Raw genomic sequence first — 17,100 nt, 5'->3', positions numbered from 1 at the left:
TCGTCGTGACGCGGTGTCAGTACCAGATGTCGAGGCCCGGCGCCGGAGTGCTGGTGAACGCGCGGTCGAGCGCGGCGACGGCATTCGCCTCTGCGTCGATGCGACCAGCGGCGTGCAGGGCGGAGGCGCGCACACCGCCGACGTAGAGCGAAGAAAGAGCCGCGACGTCGAGCGCGACATCGGCGGCACCCGGGTCAGCCGGTTGTACCTGGGCCAGTCCGTCGGCACCGATGACGAGCCGCCAGTCTCCCGCTGCGAAGCCGAGGGGGTCGTGCACGCGGAGCACGGTGTCGAGCGGGGCCGCGTAGCGGCGCGCGGTCAGACACGCGGCGAGGTCGAGGATCCGCAGCCAGCCGTGATCGTGCAGCGTCTGCGTGACACCGCGCTGGTCGTGCACGAGCCACGGCAGCGGGTCGTCCACCGGGCGCAGCTCGGCCTCGACGCCATCGACGAGATCGTGCTGCAGCGCGAACCTCCACAGCGCCGCCGTCGCCTCGGAGGTCTCCGCCACGAGCAGGCGCACCGAGAGCGTGTGCCGCCAGGCCGTGCCCGATCCCTCCTCGGCGAGGGTGTAGGCCATGGCGCCGCGGACCTCCCCGGCGCCGTCGCGGTACCGGACACCCCGCACCTTGTCGCGATCCGTGTCGCTCGGAGACAGCCCCGCCATTCCGCCCCAGCGAACGGACCAGCCGGGGATCTGACCGGGGCGTGCGGTTCGGGCGCGTTCGTGCACACCGCCCAGCTCGGCTGCCAGCGCGTCGCGGTCGACGTACTCGAGACGCCCTGACGCGGCCGGCGCCGCCCACCCCGCGCGACGCGCATCCACCCGGAAGCGCACGACCGGGACGGCGGAACCGAAGCCGTACCGACCGTAGATCGTCGCCTCCGACACCGTCAGGCCCGCGAGCGGGACGCCCGCTGTCGCGGCAGCGCGGAGCTCGCCCTCGAGGAGCGCACGGGCGATGCCGCGGCGGCGATGGGTCGCCGAGACGGTGACCCCGCTGATCGCCCACATCGGCAGCTGCGCGCCGCCCGGGAGTGTCAGCGGAGTGACCCAGGAGTCGATCGTAGCCACGGGTCGGCCGTCGGGCACGGCGGCGTCGTAGACGCCGGCGTTCCGGCGTGACTCGACAGTGGATCGTCCGAACTCGAGCGCCTCGGCCGTCGGCTCCGCGCCGAGGAATCCGCGCGACACGGCGCGCTGGAACGACTCCGCCGCGACACGATCGGTCACGTCCAGCACCCGGTACTCGAGTCCGTCCGCAGACAGACGGTCGGCGGATACGGGGTCGGCGGGGATGTCGCGGGCGTCGATGATCGTCATGTCCCCAGCCTATGGGCGATGACCGACGTCGATCGAGGGGGCGACCCCACGCGGCGATCAGTGCTGCGCGGCCTGCACCTCACGCAGACGGGCGAACACCTGGTCGCGCAGCTCTTCGGGCGCCGTCTCCCTGCACGCCCTGGCGACGACCTCGGTGAGGGTCTTCGCCACGAGGGCCTCGTCACGGCAGGACGGGCAGTTCTCGAGATGCTCGCGGATCTCCGAGTGCTCGGTCTTGCAGACCTCGTTGCGGAGGTACTCCTCCAGATCCTGACGCGCCTTGTCGCAGCCGCAGTCGCTCATTTCCTGCTCCTCGTGTCGGCCGCGGAGATTCCCCGCTCCGCGGCATAGTCGGCCAGCAGCTCGCGAAGCATCCGCCTGCCCCGATGCAGGCGGCTCATCACGGTGCCGATGGGCGTCTTCATGATGTCGGCGATCTCCTGGTAGGCGAAGCCCTCGACGTCGGCGAGGTACACCGCCAGGCGGAAGTCCTCGGGGACCGCCTGCAGGGCATCCTTCACGACGGATGCCGGCATGTGGTCGATCGCCTCGGCCTCCGCCGACCGGCTGTGCGAAGCGGTCGTCGACTCCGCGCCGCCCAGCTGCCAGTCCTCGAGCTCGTCGATGGTCCCCTGGAACGGCTCCCGCTGCTTCTTGCGGTAGATGTTGATGTACGTGTTCGTGAGGATCCGGTACAACCAGGCCTTGAGATTCGTGCCCTGTGCGAACGTCGACCAGGATCCGTACGCCTTCACGAACGTCTCCTGCACGAGGTCCGCCGCATCCGCGGGATTGCGCGTCATGCGCATGGCCGCCGCATAGAGCTGGTCCATGAAGGGCAGCGCCTGCTCCTCGAACTCGCGTCGAGGGTCGCCGACCGTGTCTACCGTCTCGGTGTCATCCATCACCGGCCAGTCTAGGCCGCCGAGGCGCACCGAACCGCGTTCGAGCGTGGCGAGCATTCTCTCTCCTCCTGGGCGAGTCCGCGCCGATCGGTGAGGCGGGGACTCGTTGTTACTAAGGTGGGAACCGATGAGCGCCAACAGGTATTCCCCCTCCCCGGCCCAGGGCTCCTACGCCGCACCGACGACCGCCGATGCCGTGCGCGCCACGCTCACGATCCCCGGCTCGAAGTCGCTGACGAACCGCGAGCTCATCATCGCCGCCATCGCCGACGGACCCGGTCGCCTCGTGGCGCCCCTGCACTCCGACGACTCCCGCCGGATGGTCGACGCGCTCCGCGCCCTGGGCGTCGGCATCGAAGAGGTCGACGGCGACGGCGAGTTCGGGCCCGATCTGGTGGTGACGCCGGCGAAGCTCCGCGGCGGCACGACGATCGATTGCGGCCAGGCGGGCACCGTCATGCGGTTCATCTCGCCTCTTGCGGGGCTGGCCGAGCAGGACGTGCATCTCACCGCCCACGAGACCGCGCTGCACCGTCCGATGGGCGGCCTCATCAGCGCCCTGCGCGACCTCGGCGTCGACATCGACGACGAGGGCACGTGGGCTCTCCCCTTCACGATCCGCGGCCACGGCCGCATCCGCGGTGGGCGGGTCGAGATCGACGCCTCCGCCTCGAGCCAGTTCGTCTCCGGTCTCCTCCTCGCGGCGCCGCGGTTCGACGTGGGGCTGCACCTCGTGCACACCGGCGAGCACCTGCCGAGCCTGCCGCACATCGACATGACGATCGAGGCGCTGAGCCGTCGCGGCATCCGCATCGAGCGGCCGGCCACCGGAGAGTGGCTCGTCGAGGCCGGCGTGCCCCGCGCGAAGGAGATCGCGATCGAGCCCGATCTCTCCAACGCCGCCCCTTTCCTCGCGGCAGCGCTCGTCACGGGCGGAGCCGTCTCGATCACGGGGTGGCCCGTGCACTCGACGCAGCCTGGCGCCCTGCTGCCCGAGATCCTCCAGGCCATGGGCGCGCACGTCAGCCGCCACGGCGGCGCACTGACGGTCAAGGCGGGGTCGGCGATCCGCGGCCTCGACCTCGACCTGTCCGCCGCGAGCGAGCTCACGCCGACCCTCGTCGGCCTCGCGGCGTTCGCTGCGGGCCCGACCACGATCCGCGGCATCGGGCACATCCGCCTGCACGAGACCGACCGTATCGCGGCGCTCATCCGCAATTTGCGCGAACTCGGCGGCGAGGCGGAGGAGCTCCCCGACGGGCTGCGGATCATCCCCCGCGAACTGCACGGCGGCGTGTGGATGGCGCACCACGACCACCGCATGGCGACGACCGGAGCGCTGGTCGGGCTCCGCGTCGCGGGGGTCGAGGTCGACGACATCGGCACCACCGCCAAGACCCTGCCGGAGTTCACCCTCCTCTGGGACAGGATGCTGCGAGGCGCGTCCGCGTGAGCTGGCTCGACGACTCCGACGACCTCGACGACGACTACGAGGGGTACGACGAGAGCGACATCCGCACACGTCCGAACCCGAAGGCGAACCGCCCCCGCACCAAGCGCCGCCCCGCGCACGAGGACGCCCAGATCGGCCGTGTTCTCGGTGTCGACCGCGGCCGCTACACCGTCATGATCGGCGAGGACACCCCCGAGGAGCGGACCATCACAGCCGCCAGGGCGCGGGAGCTCCGGCGCACGCCCATCGTGACCGGCGATCGTGCGCGCGTCGTCGGCGACACCTCCGGGGACGAAGGCACGCTCGGTCGGATCGTGGGCATCGTCGATCGCACGTCGCTGCTGCGGCGGAGCGCCGACGACACCGACCAGGTCGAGCGGGTCATCGTCGCGAACGCCGACCAGATGCTCGTCGTGGTCGCGGCGGCCGACCCGGAGCCGCGAGAGCGACTGGTCGACCGCTACCTCGTCGCCGCGCTGGATGCCGGCATCCGCCCGCTCCTGGTCGTCACCAAGACCGATCTCGCCGACCCTTCCGCGTTCCTGTCCCACTTCGACGGCCTGGACCTGCGGGTCTTCACGAGTGCGCGCGACGAGACGCCCGTCGACGAGATCGGCGAGGCCCTCGTCGGCCACTCGACCGTGTTCGTCGGTCATTCCGGCGTGGGCAAGTCGACGCTCGTGAACGCGCTCGTGCCGGGTGCGCTGCGCGCGACAGGCCACGTGAACCAGGTCACGGGTCGCGGACGCCACACCTCCTCGTCGACGGTCTCGCTGCGCTACGAGAGCCCCGGTGGCCGAGGCTGGGTCATCGACACCCCCGGAGTGCGCTCGTTCGGGCTGGGACACGTCGATCCCGCGAACATCCTCGCGGCGTTCACCGAGCTGGCGGCGATCGCCGAGCAGTGCCCTCGCGGCTGCACCCACCTGCCCGACGCTCCCGACTGCGCACTCATCGAAGCAGCCGAGCGCGGTGAGCTGAGCGAGACAGGCAGGGCGCGTCTCGATTCGCTGCAGAGGCTGCTGCAAACGTTCGCGGACAAGGCGGAGCAGACACCCGGCCGCTAGGCTGGGGAGCGTGACTGAGCGCCTCGACACCGGATCCGCAGCCCCCGATTTCACCCTCCGCGACCAGGACGGGAACGAGGTCTCCCTCCCCGACCTCCGCGGCCGGAAGACGGTCCTCTACTTCTACCCGGCGGCCATGACACCCGGCTGCACGACGCAGGCCTGCGACTTCCGCGACAGCATCTCCTCGCTCGAGGGCGCCGGATACCGCGTCGTCGGCATCTCGAGGGACGAGCCGTCCACGCTCGCGGCCTTCCGGGAGCGCGACGGTCTCACCTTCACCCTCCTCAGCGACCCCGACCATGCCGTGCACTCCGCCTACGGCGCCTGGGGCGAGAAGATGAACTACGGCAAGGTCGTCGAGGGCGTCCTCCGCTCGACCTTCGTGCTCGACGAGGACGGCACGATCACACTCGCCCAGTACAACGTGAAGGCCACAGGGCACGTGGCGCGGCTGCGCAAGCAGCTCGGCATCGACGCCTGAGCCTCACTCCGTCGGACGCGGGTTCTCCGCGCGGGCGCTGGCGACGAGCAGCGCGAAGCCGAGTGCGCCCGGCACCCCGACCGCGAGGGTGAAGAGCCACTGCACCGGCTGGATCGTGAGCGACGCGAGCGCGAGGGCGACGGCGAGGACCTGGAACACGATCCCTCCCGAACGCGCCCACGAGCGCCCGGCGTTGGCCCCGATCGCGAACGCGATGAGAGCGGCTGCGCCGATCAGTGTCAGCACGATGAGCGCCAGAGCGGTCGGCAGCGACGCGGCATCCCCCGCGCCGAGGCCGACCAGCTCGATGAGAGCGAAGACGACCAGCGCGAGGCCCTCTAGAGCGAGAACGACGGCGGCGGCGCGAGCCAGGGCTGGTGAGCGCACGATGTCTCCTGAGAATCGAATGAGAAGCGAAGAAACCCTTGATTTCGCCGGTTTCATGTAACAGAATAGACAGCGTCATGTGCTCCCACAGCGGCGTGGGGCGGGCTTCGTGCCCGCATCACAGAATGCGGGCATCCGTCCGTATCTCAACAGGGTAGCTGAACCCGAACTGCGACCCGAAATCCGAGTCGTCGCGCTGCGACGTCTCACAAGTCCCACACCGAGGAGCCCCCATGGATTGGCGCGACAAAGCCGCCTGCCTGACTGTCGACCCCGAGCTTTTCTTCCCGGTCGGCAACACCGGCCCGGCCGTCGACCAGATCGAGAAGGCGAAGACCGTCTGCGCCACCTGCACGGTCACCGAGATCTGCCTGCAGTACGCCCTCGAGACCAGCCAGGACTCCGGCGTCTGGGGCGGCCTCTCCGAGGACGAGCGTCGCGCCCTCAAGCGCCGCGCGGCTCGCGCCCGCCGCGCCTCCTGAACCGCGTCGCGCACGAGCGCGATGAGAAACGGCCCGAGACATCGTCTCGGGCCGTTCTCGTGAAAGGACTCAGGCGGTGAGCCACCGCAGGGGGATGTCGATCACGACCTCCGTGCCCTCGCCCTCGCTCCCCCGCCACTCGATCGATCCTCCGAGCTCGCCCTGGATCAGGGTGCGGATGATCTGTGTGCCGAGCCCCTGGCCGATACGTCCTTCAGGGAGTCCGTGACCGGTGTCGCGCACCGTCACCCGCAGGTTCTCCTCCGTGCGGGCCGCATCGATCTCGACGATGCCCTCCTGCCCCGCGAGGCCGTGCTCGACGGCGTTCGTGACCACCTCCGTGAGTGCGAGCGCGAGCGGGGTGGCGTACTCGCTCGGGAGCACCCCGAACCGACCGGTCGATCGCGTGCGGGCTCGCGTGTTGGGCGCCGATGCGACCTCGGCGACGAGCTTGAGCACGCGGTGGAAGACCTCGTCGAAGTCGACCTTCTGCGTCAGGCCCTGCGCGAGCGTGTCGTGGACGACGGCGATCGCGTCGACGCGGCGCATCGCCTGCGTGAGAGCATCCCGCGCCTCGTCCGAGTGCGTGCGCCGCGCCTGGATGCGCAACAGCGACGCCACCGTCTGCAGGTTGTTCTTCACGCGGTGGTGGATCTCGCGGATCGTCGCGTCCTTGGTGATGAGCTCCTGCTCCTGGTGGCGGAGTTCCGACACATCCCGGCAGAGCACGATGGCGCCGATGCGGGTGCCGTGATCCTTGAGCGGGATGGCCCGCAGTGAGACCGTCACTCCGCGGGCCTCGATGTCGGTACGCCACGGCGCGCGCCCGGTCACGACGACCGGCAGGGACTCGTCGACCTGTCGGGACGGCGGGACGAGGCGAGTCGTGACCTCGGCCAACGATTCTCCCTCGAGTTCGTCGTCGAAGCCCATGCGATTGAACGCCGAGAGGGCGTTCGGGCTCGCGAACGTCGTGATGCCGTCGACATCGATGCGGATCAGGCCGTCTGATGCCCTGGGCGCTCCACGACGGGGCGAGGTGGGCGCGGCGAGGTCGGGGAAGCTGCCGTCGGCGATCATGCGGAAGAGGTCGTTCGCGCACTCGTCGAACGTGATCTGCTGACGAGACGGGGTCCGCGCCTCTCCGAGATTCGTGTGGCGGGTGACGACGCCGATGACGGATGCCGCGCGCCCGGCATCCTTGCGCTCGATCACGATGGGAACCGCTCGCACGCGCGTGGGCGTCTCCTCGAACCAGTCGGGCGACGAGGAGTCGACGATCTCCGCCGAGTCGAACGCGCCCTGCACCTGCGTCCTCCATTGCGGGCGCACGCGCTCACCCACGATGTCCCGATAGAACAGCGTCGCCGCGCCACTGGGTCGCGCGTGGGCGACGGCGATGAAGGAGCCGTCGTCGGTCTGCACCCAGACGACGATGTCGGCGGAGGAGAGGTCCGCGAGCAGCTGTCCGTCGCCGGCGAGGCGATGCAGCCACTCCACGTCGTTGTCGGTCAGAAGCCCCTGGGCATGGGCGAGATCACTGAGGGTTGACACCCTTCCAGCCTAGAGCGCGCAGGCTCAGAGGATGGCCAGAGAGGTCGTGCGCCAGCGGCGGTCGAGGCCTTCGAGGCGCGCGGCGACCGCGCGTGTGCGGCCGGGCCCTGCCACGACGATGACCGCCTCGACGATGCCGTCGACGGGCTCCGAGGTGCGGATCGAGAGGATCTCGAACGTGGGCCGCGCGGGAGGCACACCACGCGCGCTGCGAGCACGCGCGGAGAGGTTCGCCCTGGTCACGAGCCCACGGTAGGCCTCCTCGCTGAACCACCGGGCGAGCTGATCCACCTCCCTCACCCCGGCGAGCACCTCCAGCACTCCGCGGGTGATGCTGCGCAGCAGCGGGTGGGGGTCGGGCAGGTCGGCGCGGGACGTCGGCTGCGGGCCGAAGTACTCGTGAAGCGACATCTGACAGCACTCTCCTTCCGGGAAACTGCCGTCAGTAGAGCACGCGCGCAAGCGCGGATCCGGGGCTCGTCTCGAACGATGTGGATAACTCGTACGTGCCCGCACCAGGTCGCCTACCGTAATGCGAGTGCACTGGGATCGCCTGTTCGAAGACCTCGAGGGTCAGCTCGCCTCGGAGTGGGAGAGCGAGCGGGCCGCCCTCGATGCGGAGTCGGAGCGGCTCCGCATCTCGCGCCTCGATCTCCGCGACAGACTGCGGATGCTCTGTCGTGCCGGGGCGACGACAGTGGTCGACGTCGCCTCCGGAGCTCGCGTACGCGTCCGTCTGCGGGCGCTCGGCGCCGACTGGGTCGCGGCTGCCACGGTCGAGGCCGATGGAGCGCTACGGGCACCGTCGACGAGGATCATGCCGTTGTCAGCGATCCGCTCGCTCGGTGTCGATCACGGACTGCTCCTCGCAAGCCTCGACACCGCGGATGCCGATGCCACGGCGCTCCGTGAACGGATGTCCCTCGGGTTCGTCCTGAGGGATCTCGCGCGTCGACGCATGGCGGTGCGGATCTTCCGCTCGGACGGTTCCGAGCTGCAGGGGACGATCGACCGCGCAGGCGCGGACCACCTGGATCTCGCGCTGCACGACGCCGGCACTGCCCGGACGATCGCGGCCGTCCGCGACTTCCGCGTCCTCCCCTTCTCGACCTTGGATTCTGTACAGATCGCGGGCGATCACATGCCCTGAGCGCGAGACGCGCCCCACATCTCGGGAAAGCTCGCCTCGTTCGCCTGGCGCCAGAGCGCCATGCGTCGCGCCTCCTCCGACTGTTCGGCGAGATACCCGGCGAGGCTCGTCTCCTCCACGCGCCAGCGCGCCGGGGATCCCAGGCGCAATCCGCGAAGACGCCCCTGATAGACGAGCGCGATCACCTCGTCGATCTCGATCGAGAGCAGCTCAGCGACCTGCGCCGGCGCGAGGAAGCGCGCGACGGGCGGAGTCGACTCGGGCATGCTCCCATTCTCCCCCTGGCGCGTAGGCGCACCACCGACGCCCTCTCGCTGTGGATAACTCCGCGTCGTGACCGCGTCGATCTGTGAGCATGGCCGTCATGACCTCACATCCTCGGCGTCGTCGCGCGTTCTGGGGCGACCTCCGCTTCCTCGTCGGGCTCGCCATGATCGCCGCGTCGATCGCCGGTGTCTGGCTGGTCGTCTCATCGGCAGGCTCGACCGCGCCCGTTCTGCTGGCCACGCGCACGATCGTCGAAGGCGAGGCCGTCGGGTCAGGCGACTTCCAGGTCGTGGAGGTGAATCTGAGCTCGATCACCGATCGTTACCTCGCGCCCCAGGATCTGGACGGCGGGTCTGTGGCATCGCGCACCCTCGCCGCGGACGAGCTCGTTCCGAAGTCCGCTCTCGTCGACGCGGAGAGTCGACGTACGACCACGGTCGTGATCGAGACGGGCACCGGAGTGCCGGGCGGGATCGTCGTGGGCAGCGCGGTCGAGCTCTGGCGGTCTCGCGCGGCAGAGGACGGCACCGTGCCCGAGCCTCCGAGCATCCTGGTCGACTCCGCGACCGTCGCTTCGGTCGTCGAGGACGAGGGCGTGCTCGCATCCTCGGATACCGGAGTCGAGCTCGTGATCGAACGATCAGACGTCGCCGCCGTGCTCGCGGCGATCTCCGACGGCGCGGCGCTCTCGATCATCCCGATCGGCGCCACGCGATGATCTCCGTCGTCGTCGCGATCCCCGAACCCCGTGCGTCTGCACTCGTCGCGGAACTGGAGGTCGAGGGCGTCGCAGCGTCCGTCGCGCCAGCGGATGCTCCCCTCTCTCTACCCGCAGGGTGCCGCGCTGTACTCGTCCCGGCACTCCGCGAGGTGCTCACGCCGGACTTCGTCGAGACCTGCGATCGTGCCGGAGTTCGCATCGTGCCTCTCGGCGGCCGCGACAATCGCGTGCTGGGCCGGTACGGGCTGGCGCCCGCGCTGTCGAGCACCGCGAGCGGGTGGGAGGTCGCCGCCGTCCTGCAGAGCGACGCGCCGCCGATCGTGGCGGCCGGGTCCGCTGTCTCTCCTCATCGCATCACCGTCGTGTGGGGACCGCAGGGTGCACCGGGGCGATCGACGATCGCCGTCCAGCTGGCCGTCGAGCTCGCGCGCCGCGGACGCAGGACGGCGCTCATCGACGCGGACACCGTCGCTCCGTCGACCGCCCTGCTCCTGGGCCTCGGCGACGAGTCCCCGGGGATCGCCGCAGCGTGCCGCCGCGCCGAGATGGGCGCACTCGACGACGCAGAACTCACGCGGCTGGCGATTTCCCTGCCGACGAGTGGCTGCGCCATCGATGTCCTCACCGGAATCAGCCGCCCTGACCGATGGGCGGAGCTGTCGTCGAGCCGTGTGCGTTCGACCCTCGCCGCAGGTCGCGAATGGGCCGAGGAGTGCGTCGTGGACGTCTCAGGGGCCTTCGACGCCGACGACGAGGCCACCTTCGACGTGATGGGGCCGCGCCGTCACGCCGCGACCGTGGCAGCGTTCGACGAGGCGGACGTCGTCGTCGCGGTCGCTGCTGCCGACCCGCTCGGTATCAGTCGGTTCCTGCGTGATCATGCCGAGCTTCGGCGACTCGCGACGAGAGCCAGGATTCACACCGTGGTCAACAAGGTGCGCCCCGGTCCCCTGGGCATCGACGCACGCGGACAGATCCGCAGCACGCTCGACCGCTTCGCCGGGATCACGGGCGTCTCTCTCCTGCCGTTCGACCAGCGCGCGACGGACGCCGCGCTGCTGCACGCTCGACCGATCTCCGACGTCGCCCCGCGATCGACTCTCGTCGCCGCCATCAGCCGCCTCGCCGCAGAGCTCGTCCCCGAGCCGGGAGCGGCTACTGCCGATAGCTCGCGAGGAAATTCCCGAGGCGCTCGACGGCTTCTGCGAGGACGCGCGGCTCCGGGAGCGTGACGATGCGCAGGTGGTCGGGAGTGGCCCAGTTGAAGCCGGTCCCCTGTACGAGCAGGATGTGCTCCGCCACGAGGAGATCGTAGACGAGCTTCGCGTCGTCGCGGATCTCGTGGACGTTCGGATCCAGACGAGGGAACGCGTACAGCGCACCCTGCGGCTTGACGCACGAGACTCCGGGAATCGACTCGAGTCCCTGCCACGAGATGTCGCGCTGCTCGTGCAGCCGACCGGTGGGCGCGATCAGCGCGTCGATGGACTGCACGCCGCTGAGCGCGGCCTGCAGCGCGTGCTGCGCGGGCACGTTGGGGCACAGCCGGGTGGAGGCGAGGAGGTTGATCCCCTCGAGGAAACCCTTGGCGTGTCCCTGCGGCCCGGTGATGACCAGCCAGCCGGAGCGGTAACCCGCGACCCGGTAGGTCTTGGAGAGGCCGTTGAACGTCAGGCAGAGCAGATCGGGCGCGACCGTCGCCGTGGGGATGTGCACGGCGTCGTCGAAGAGGATGCGGTCGTAGATCTCGTCGGAGAGAAGCAGGAGCTCGTGCTCGCGTGCGATCTGCACCATGCCCTCGAGGATCTCGCGCGAGTACACGACGCCCGTGGGGTTGTTCGGATTGATGATCACCATCGCCTTGGTGCGCGGCGTGATCTTTGACCGGATGTCCTCGAGGTCGGGCTGCCACCCGTCGTTCTCGTCGCACAGGTAGTGCACCGGCGTTCCGCCGGCGAGGCTCGTCATCGCCGTCCAGAGCGGATAGTCCGGCGCCGGGATCAGCACTTCGTCGCCCTCGTCCAGAAGCGCCTGCATGGTCATCGTGATGAGCTCGGACACGCCGTTGCCGAGGAACACGTCCTCCGGGTCGAACCGCGGGAAGCCGTCGATCTGCTCGTACCGGCTCACGACCGCGCGGCGCGCGGAGACGATGCCCTTGCTGTCGCTGTAACCGTGGGCCGTCGGAAGGGCCGCGAGCATGTCGTGGACGATCTGGTGCGGTGCCTCGAACCCGAAGATCGCGGGATTGCCCGTGTTGAGCTTGAGGATCCGGTGACCCTCCGCCTCGAGCCGCGCCGCCTCGACGAGCGTGTTCCCACGGATCTCGTACAGGACGTTCTTGAGCTTCGACGACTGGTCGAAGTGGCGCGAAGGTATCATCGGCCAAGCCTACAGCGACGCGAGGAGGGCCAATCCTCACGGACTGGCCCTCCTCTCGCGGCGGCCTCGACCGCGCGCTATTTCTTCTTCTTGGCCTGCGCCCGACGCTCTTCGCGGTTGCCGGCGGGCTGCGCCGGCGCGGCATCCGTCCGCTGCCCGAAGGCGCCACGCGGCGCCTCCTGAGCGGGTGCCTCCTGCTGCGGAGCCTGCGCCCGGGCCGCGGCCTGGCGCAGACGATCCGTGGCGGCCTGCTGCACCTGTCCGCGATCGTTGCGCACCTCGACCTCGCCGGCGTCGTTCGCCGCGGAGTACTCGAGACGCTGCTCGGCTGCCCCGTCCGCGAGCCCCTTGGCCTCGACCTCGGCGGTGTCGGAGTCGCCAGCCCGACGCACCTCGACCTCGAGGTTGTAGAGGTACCCGACCGACTCCTCCTTGATCTGCCCCATCATCGACTGGAACATGGCGTAGCCCTCGCGCTGGTACTCGATCAGCGGGTCGCGCTGCGCCATGGCGCGCAGGCCGATACCGTCCTTGAGGTAGTCCATCTCGTACAGGTGGTCGCGCCAGCGGCGGTCCAGCACCTGCAGCACCACGCGACGCTCGAGCTCGCGCGTCGCGGCCTCGCCGAGAGACTCCTCGCGCGCCTCGTAGGCGATCTTCGCGTCCGACAGCAGCTCCCGGGTGAGTCCGTCCGCCGTGATGCCGCCCTTGCGTCCGGCTGCCTCCGACACGACCTCGTCGATGGTCACGCTGACCGGGTAGAGCGTCTTGAGCTCGGTCCAGAGAGCGTCGAAGTCCCAGCTCTCGTTGTGGCCCTCGCCGGTGTGGTCGCGGACGACGCCGCTGATCGCATCCTCGATGAAGTGCTGGACGCGGTCGGCGATGTCGTCGCCCTGGAGGATGTGACGGCGGTCGGCGTAGATGGCCTCGCGCTGGCGGTTGAGGACGTCGTCGTACTTGAGGACGTTCTTGCGCATCTCGGCGTTGCGCGCCTCGACCTGCGACTGCGCGCTGCGGATGGCCCGCGACACGAGTCCCGACTCGATCGGCACGTCGTCGGGGAAGTTCGTGCGCGAGAGGATGGCCTCGGCTGCCCCCGACTGGAAGAGACGCATGAGGTCGTCCGTGAGGCTGAGGTAGAAGCGGCTCTCACCGGGGTCTCCCTGACGACCGGAGCGGCCTCGGAGCTGGTTGTCGATACGCCGCGACTCGTGCCGCTCGGTGCCGAGCACGTAGAGTCCGCCGGCTTCGATGACCTTCTCGGCCTCCTCCGCGACGACGGCCTTCATCGACTCGTAGGTCTCGTCCCACGCGACCTCGTACTCCTCGGGCGTCTCGACGGGGTCGAGACCCTTGCTCTTCAGCTCCTGCACGGCGAGGAACTCGGCGTTGCCGCCGAGCATGATGTCGGTTCCGCGACCGGCCATGTTCGTGGCGACCGTGACGGCTCCGAGCCGACCGGCGCGCGCGACGATCTCGGCCTCGCGAGCGTGGTTCTTCGCGTTCAGCACCTCGTGCTTGACGCCCTTCTTTGCCAGCAGCCGCGAGAGGTACTCGCTCTTCTCGACGCTCACGGTTCCCACGAGCACCGGCTGTCCCTGCGCATGGCGGTCGGCGATGTCCTCGACGACCTGCGCGAACTTGGCGGTCTCGTTCTTGTACACGAGGTCCGACTGGTCCTTGCGGATCATGGGCTTGTTCGTCGGGATCGGGATGACGCCGAGCTTGTACGTCGACATGAACTCGGCGGCCTCGGTCTCGGCGGTACCCGTCATACCGGCGAGCTTGTCGTACAGGCGGAAGTAGTTCTGCAGCGTGACCGTCGCGAGGGTCTGGTTCTCGGCCTTGACCGGCACGCCCTCCTTGGCCTCGATGGCCTGGTGGATGCCCTCGTTGTAGCGACGGCCGACGAGGATTCGCCCCGTGTGCTCGTCGACGATCATGACCTCGTCGTTCATCACGACGTAGTCGGTGTCCTTCTTGAACAGCGCGAGCGCCTTGATCGAGTTGTTGAGGAACGAGATCAGCGGGGTGTTCGCCGACTCGTACAGGTTGTCGATGCCGAGGTAGTCCTCGACCTTCTCGATACCGGGCTCGAGCACGCCGACGGTGCGCTTCTTCTCGTCGACCTCGTAGTCCTCCCCCGCCTCCAGGGTGCGCGCGATCTTCGCGAACTCGGCGAACCAGCGGTTGGCCTCGCCGGACGACGGACCGGAGATGATGAGCGGCGTCCTCGCCTCGTCGATGAGGATCGAGTCGACCTCGTCGACGATCGCGAAGAAGTGCTCACGCTGGACGAGGTCCTCCTTGCGCCACGCCATGTTGTCGCGCAGATAGTCGAACCCGAACTCGTTGTTCGTGCCGTAGGTGATGTCGCACGCGTACTGCTCGCGCCGCACGGCCGGGGTCTGACCGGAGACGATGATGCCGGTGCTCATGCCGAGCGCGCGGTAGACACGGCCCATGAGCTCGGCCTGGTAGCTGGCGAGGAAGTCGTTCACGGTGATCACGTGCACACCCTGACCGGCGATGGCGTTCAGGTAGGCGGGGAACGTCGCCACGAGGGTCTTGCCCTCACCGGTCTTCATCTCGGCGATGTTGCCCAGGTGCAGGGCGGCGCCGCCCATGATCTGCACGTCGTAGGCGCGCATGCCGAGGGTTCGACGGGCGGCCTCCCGCACGGCGGCGAAGGCCTCCGGCATGAGCTGGTCGAGCGTCTCGCCCTTCTCGTACCGGGCACGGAGCTCGGCGGTCTCGTTGCGCAGCTCGTCGTCGGTGAGCTTGGAGATGTCCTCTTCCAGCGCGTTCACGGCCTTCACGACCTGGTTCAGGCGACGGATGACCCGCCCTTCACCGGCACGCAGCAGCTTCTCAAGAGGATTGGCCACAGATGTCATCTCCCTGTCGATGGGTCCCGCGCCGCCGCCCATCGGGCGGGGCACAAGGCATACCTTGTCATGTTACCGGGCCGTGACCTGCACGTCGCCTGCATGGCGCGCGGCATGCCCGTTTCCCGGTATGTATATTGGTCGCGAGTCCAGGAGGTCCCATGTCCGTGCGTCAGAGCCTGCTCGCGATCCTCGCGCAGGGACCGTGCTACGGCTATCAGCTGCGCCACGAGTTCGCCCGACGCACCGGGGCCGTGTGGCCGCTCAACGTCGGACAGATCTACAACACCCTGGAGCGCCTCGAGCGCGACGGTCTCGTCGGCCGTGACGACGCCGACGCGCAGGGGCACGTCTACTGGGAGATCACGCCCGCGGGTGCCGCGGAGGTCGCACTGTGGCTGTCGGGCCCCGCCGAGCGACCTCTCGCCCCGCGCGACGAGCTCGCGATCAAGGTCGCACTCGCGGCGACCCTGCCCGGCGCCGACGCCTCCTCCGTGATCGATGCCGAGCGCGCCGCTGTCGAGAGTCGTCTGTCCGAGCTGCGTCTGCTCCGCTCCTCACGCGAGGGTGGCGGCCCCGAGGATCTCGCGCACTCCCTGGTGCTGGACTCGATGATCTTCGCGGCCGAGGCGGAATCACGATGGCTCGAGCATGCCGGCGCCCGTCTCGCCGAGCATCCTCAGCACGCGCTCTCCCTCGCACTCGACGTCGACCGCCCCAAACGCGGTCGCCCGGTGCGTGTGGAGCGTGACGCTCTCGTCTGATCCCCGTTCGCCTGAAGCGGATGCACAGCCACCCGCGATGCCCGGGAAACTAGGATCTGTGTCATGGCTGGAATATGGGGCAGACGCAAGCGCGAACAGGAAGAACTCGCCGCACAGGATGCCGATCTGGCACGTCGTGCCGAGCAGGCCCTCGTCGCGGCCGACGAGCGCATCCGCACGACCTCGGACGAGCTGGTGTTCGCTGAGGCAGAGCTCGGCGATTCGCTCACAAGCGACCTCCGCACGGCACTCGCCGCCGTGCGCACACACCTTCGCGAGGCGTTCCAGCTGCACCAGCTGAACCACGACGAGATCCCCGACACCCCTGAGGAGCTTCGCACGCGCAATGCCCGCATCGTGCAGCTGTGCGACTGGGCGCAGGACCTCCTCGACGAGAAGACGGCCGATCTCGCGGAATCGGTCGCGAAGGTCCGGCGCGCTCCCGAGATCATCGCGCAGGTGCGAGCGGATGCCGCGGCTCTGAGCGAGCGCATCCCGCAGACGAATGCGACCGTCACCCGTCTCTCGAGCCGGTACTCCGATTCGGCCATGCATCAGATCACGGCGAGCGCCGCGGAGGCGGAGCAGCTCATCGCGTTCGCCACGCATGGCGCCGACGTCTCGGAGCGCCGCCGCGAGGCGAAGCAGAACGAGGAGGCCAACCTCGCCCTGGAGACCGCGACCGAGGCGACCCGCCGAGCGTCCGCCCTGCTCGACGCAGTGGAGGATTTCGAGATCGAGGCCCTCCGGGCGGAGTCGACTCTCGCCGAGGTCGTCGCCGACTCGCGTTCCGACCTCATCGCAGCGCGCACCGCCCCCCAGGTCCCGGCCGTCGCGGCCGCCGTGACCGACCTGCAGAACGCGCTCAGCGCTCTCTCCCCCGCGGGCTCGCCCGGAGACCCGTTCGCCGAGCTCTCACAGCTGCGGGCCGCGAACACGGCGCTCGACGATGCGATCGCCACCGCCCGCCATCGCGCCGAGCACCCGCTCCCCAGCATCCAGCAGGTGCAGCATGCGATCGACGACGCAGACCGCCAGCTCGGCGTGGCCCGCGGCCTCATCGCGGGTCATCGCGGCTGGATCGGCGCCGACGCCCGCACCCGCCTCGCCGAGGCCGAGCGCCTGCGCGTCGACCTCTCGGACCTGCTGCCCACGGAGGAGACGAGGGAGCAGGCCCTCGCCGTCGCGCGCCGTGTGGCCCACCTTGCCTCCGAGGCGCTGCAGCTCGCGCAGCGCGACATCGACTCGTCGCGCCCCCAGGATCAGTGGGGC

The 17,100-nt window shown here is 69.5% G+C and carries 18 protein-coding genes; 9 read left to right on the top strand and 9 right to left on the bottom strand.

Annotated elements, in window-relative coordinates; all coding sequences use genetic code 11:
* Positions 1–16: 16 nt before the first annotated feature.
* From RAC69_RS11220 to RAC69_RS11210, 3 genes are read right to left on the bottom strand one after another with little or no spacing between them, the layout of a single operon-like run.
* Entirely contained in the window at positions 17–1,324 is a 1,308-nt protein-coding gene (locus RAC69_RS11220; protein ID WP_375086880.1) for a GNAT family N-acetyltransferase, read from the bottom strand.
* A gap of 57 nt (positions 1,325–1,381) precedes the next feature.
* Positions 1,382–1,627: a zf-HC2 domain-containing protein gene (locus RAC69_RS11215; protein WP_096714735.1), complete on the bottom strand. Its 246-nt coding sequence runs from the start codon at positions 1,625–1,627 to the stop codon at positions 1,382–1,384.
* A complete protein-coding gene (locus tag RAC69_RS11210) occupies positions 1,624–2,286 on the bottom strand; it encodes a sigma-70 family RNA polymerase sigma factor (RefSeq protein ID WP_096714736.1) in 663 nt (220 codons plus the stop codon). Before RAC69_RS11210 ends, RAC69_RS11215 begins: the two co-directional genes overlap by 4 nt.
* Before the next feature lie 70 nt (positions 2,287–2,356).
* On the opposite strand from RAC69_RS11210, the gene aroA reads away from it, so the two are divergent.
* From aroA to bcp, 3 genes are read left to right on the top strand one after another with little or no spacing between them, the layout of a single operon-like run.
* Positions 2,357–3,682, top strand: coding sequence for a 3-phosphoshikimate 1-carboxyvinyltransferase (gene aroA / locus RAC69_RS11205; protein ID WP_375086879.1), 1,326 nt, complete (start codon positions 2,357–2,359; stop codon positions 3,680–3,682).
* Positions 3,679–4,749, top strand: a complete 1,071-nt coding sequence (gene rsgA, locus RAC69_RS11200; protein WP_375086878.1) for a ribosome small subunit-dependent GTPase A — start codon at positions 3,679–3,681, stop codon at positions 4,747–4,749. The genes aroA and rsgA overlap by 4 nt, the downstream gene beginning before the upstream one ends.
* A 10-nt stretch (positions 4,750–4,759) precedes the next feature.
* Positions 4,760–5,233, top strand: coding sequence for a thioredoxin-dependent thiol peroxidase (bcp, locus tag RAC69_RS11195; RefSeq protein ID WP_375086877.1), 474 nt, complete (start codon positions 4,760–4,762; stop codon positions 5,231–5,233).
* Positions 5,234–5,236: 3 nt separating this feature from the next.
* On the opposite strand, the gene RAC69_RS11190 is transcribed toward bcp, so the two are convergent.
* Positions 5,237–5,620, bottom strand: coding sequence for a hypothetical protein (locus RAC69_RS11190; protein WP_375086876.1), 384 nt, complete (start codon positions 5,618–5,620; stop codon positions 5,237–5,239).
* 233 nt (positions 5,621–5,853) lie between these two features.
* On the opposite strand from RAC69_RS11190, the gene RAC69_RS11185 reads away from it, so the two are divergent.
* Positions 5,854–6,102, top strand: coding sequence for a WhiB family transcriptional regulator (locus RAC69_RS11185; protein WP_017203224.1), 249 nt, complete (start codon positions 5,854–5,856; stop codon positions 6,100–6,102).
* Between the two features lie 69 nt (positions 6,103–6,171).
* Here RAC69_RS11185 and RAC69_RS11180 read toward each other — a convergent pair whose 3' ends face one another.
* A complete protein-coding gene (locus RAC69_RS11180) occupies positions 6,172–7,656 on the bottom strand; it encodes a sensor histidine kinase (RefSeq protein ID WP_375086875.1) in 1,485 nt (494 codons plus the stop codon).
* Between the two features lie 24 nt (positions 7,657–7,680).
* Complete coding sequence (locus RAC69_RS11175; protein ID WP_375086874.1) at positions 7,681–8,067, bottom strand: Rv3235 family protein; 387 nt, start codon at positions 8,065–8,067, stop codon at positions 7,681–7,683.
* A gap of 127 nt (positions 8,068–8,194) precedes the next feature.
* On the opposite strand from RAC69_RS11175, the gene RAC69_RS11170 reads away from it, so the two are divergent.
* Positions 8,195–8,806 carry a hypothetical protein gene (locus tag RAC69_RS11170; RefSeq protein ID WP_375086873.1) on the top strand — a complete coding sequence of 204 codons (612 nt, stop codon included), beginning with the start codon at positions 8,195–8,197 and terminating at the stop codon, positions 8,804–8,806.
* Here the strand turns inward: RAC69_RS11170 and RAC69_RS11165 are convergent.
* Positions 8,794–9,072: a DNA-binding protein gene (locus RAC69_RS11165; RefSeq protein ID WP_375086872.1), complete on the bottom strand. Its 279-nt coding sequence runs from the start codon at positions 9,070–9,072 to the stop codon at positions 8,794–8,796. The genes RAC69_RS11170 and RAC69_RS11165 overlap by 13 nt on opposite strands.
* A gap of 98 nt (positions 9,073–9,170) precedes the next feature.
* Between RAC69_RS11165 and RAC69_RS11160 the strand changes: the two genes are divergently transcribed.
* A complete protein-coding gene (locus tag RAC69_RS11160; RefSeq protein ID WP_375086871.1) occupies positions 9,171–9,791 on the top strand; it encodes an SAF domain-containing protein in 621 nt (206 codons plus the stop codon).
* Positions 9,788–11,026 (top strand): CpaE family protein, encoded by a 1,239-nt coding sequence (locus tag RAC69_RS11155; protein ID WP_375086870.1) that lies wholly within the window; start codon positions 9,788–9,790, stop codon positions 11,024–11,026. Before RAC69_RS11160 ends, RAC69_RS11155 begins: the two co-directional genes overlap by 4 nt.
* Here the strand turns inward: RAC69_RS11155 and RAC69_RS11150 are convergent.
* Positions 10,950–12,176, bottom strand: coding sequence for a pyridoxal phosphate-dependent aminotransferase (locus tag RAC69_RS11150; RefSeq protein ID WP_375086869.1), 1,227 nt, complete (start codon positions 12,174–12,176; stop codon positions 10,950–10,952). The genes RAC69_RS11155 and RAC69_RS11150 overlap by 77 nt on opposite strands.
* A gap of 77 nt (positions 12,177–12,253) precedes the next feature.
* On the bottom strand, positions 12,254–15,064 hold the full coding sequence (secA, locus tag RAC69_RS11145) for a preprotein translocase subunit SecA (protein WP_375086868.1): 2,811 nt from the start codon (positions 15,062–15,064) through the stop codon (positions 12,254–12,256).
* Positions 15,065–15,225: 161 nt separating this feature from the next.
* Here secA and RAC69_RS11140 point away from each other — a divergent pair, with 161 nt between their 5' ends.
* Together RAC69_RS11140 and RAC69_RS11135 are read left to right on the top strand one after the other, a co-directional pair.
* Positions 15,226–15,828 carry a PadR family transcriptional regulator gene (locus RAC69_RS11140; RefSeq protein ID WP_375086867.1) on the top strand — a complete coding sequence of 201 codons (603 nt, stop codon included), beginning with the start codon at positions 15,226–15,228 and terminating at the stop codon, positions 15,826–15,828.
* A gap of 63 nt (positions 15,829–15,891) precedes the next feature.
* A partial coding sequence (locus tag RAC69_RS11135) for a hypothetical protein (protein WP_375086866.1) occupies positions 15,892–17,100 on the top strand: 1,209 nt, incomplete at its 3' end.

Source organism: Microbacterium sp. LS_15 (assembly GCF_041954735.1).
Lineage (GTDB): Bacteria > Actinomycetota > Actinomycetes > Actinomycetales > Microbacteriaceae > Microbacterium.
Note: the sequence above shows the minus strand (reverse complement) of the source record. Positions and strands in the feature narration are given on the sequence as shown.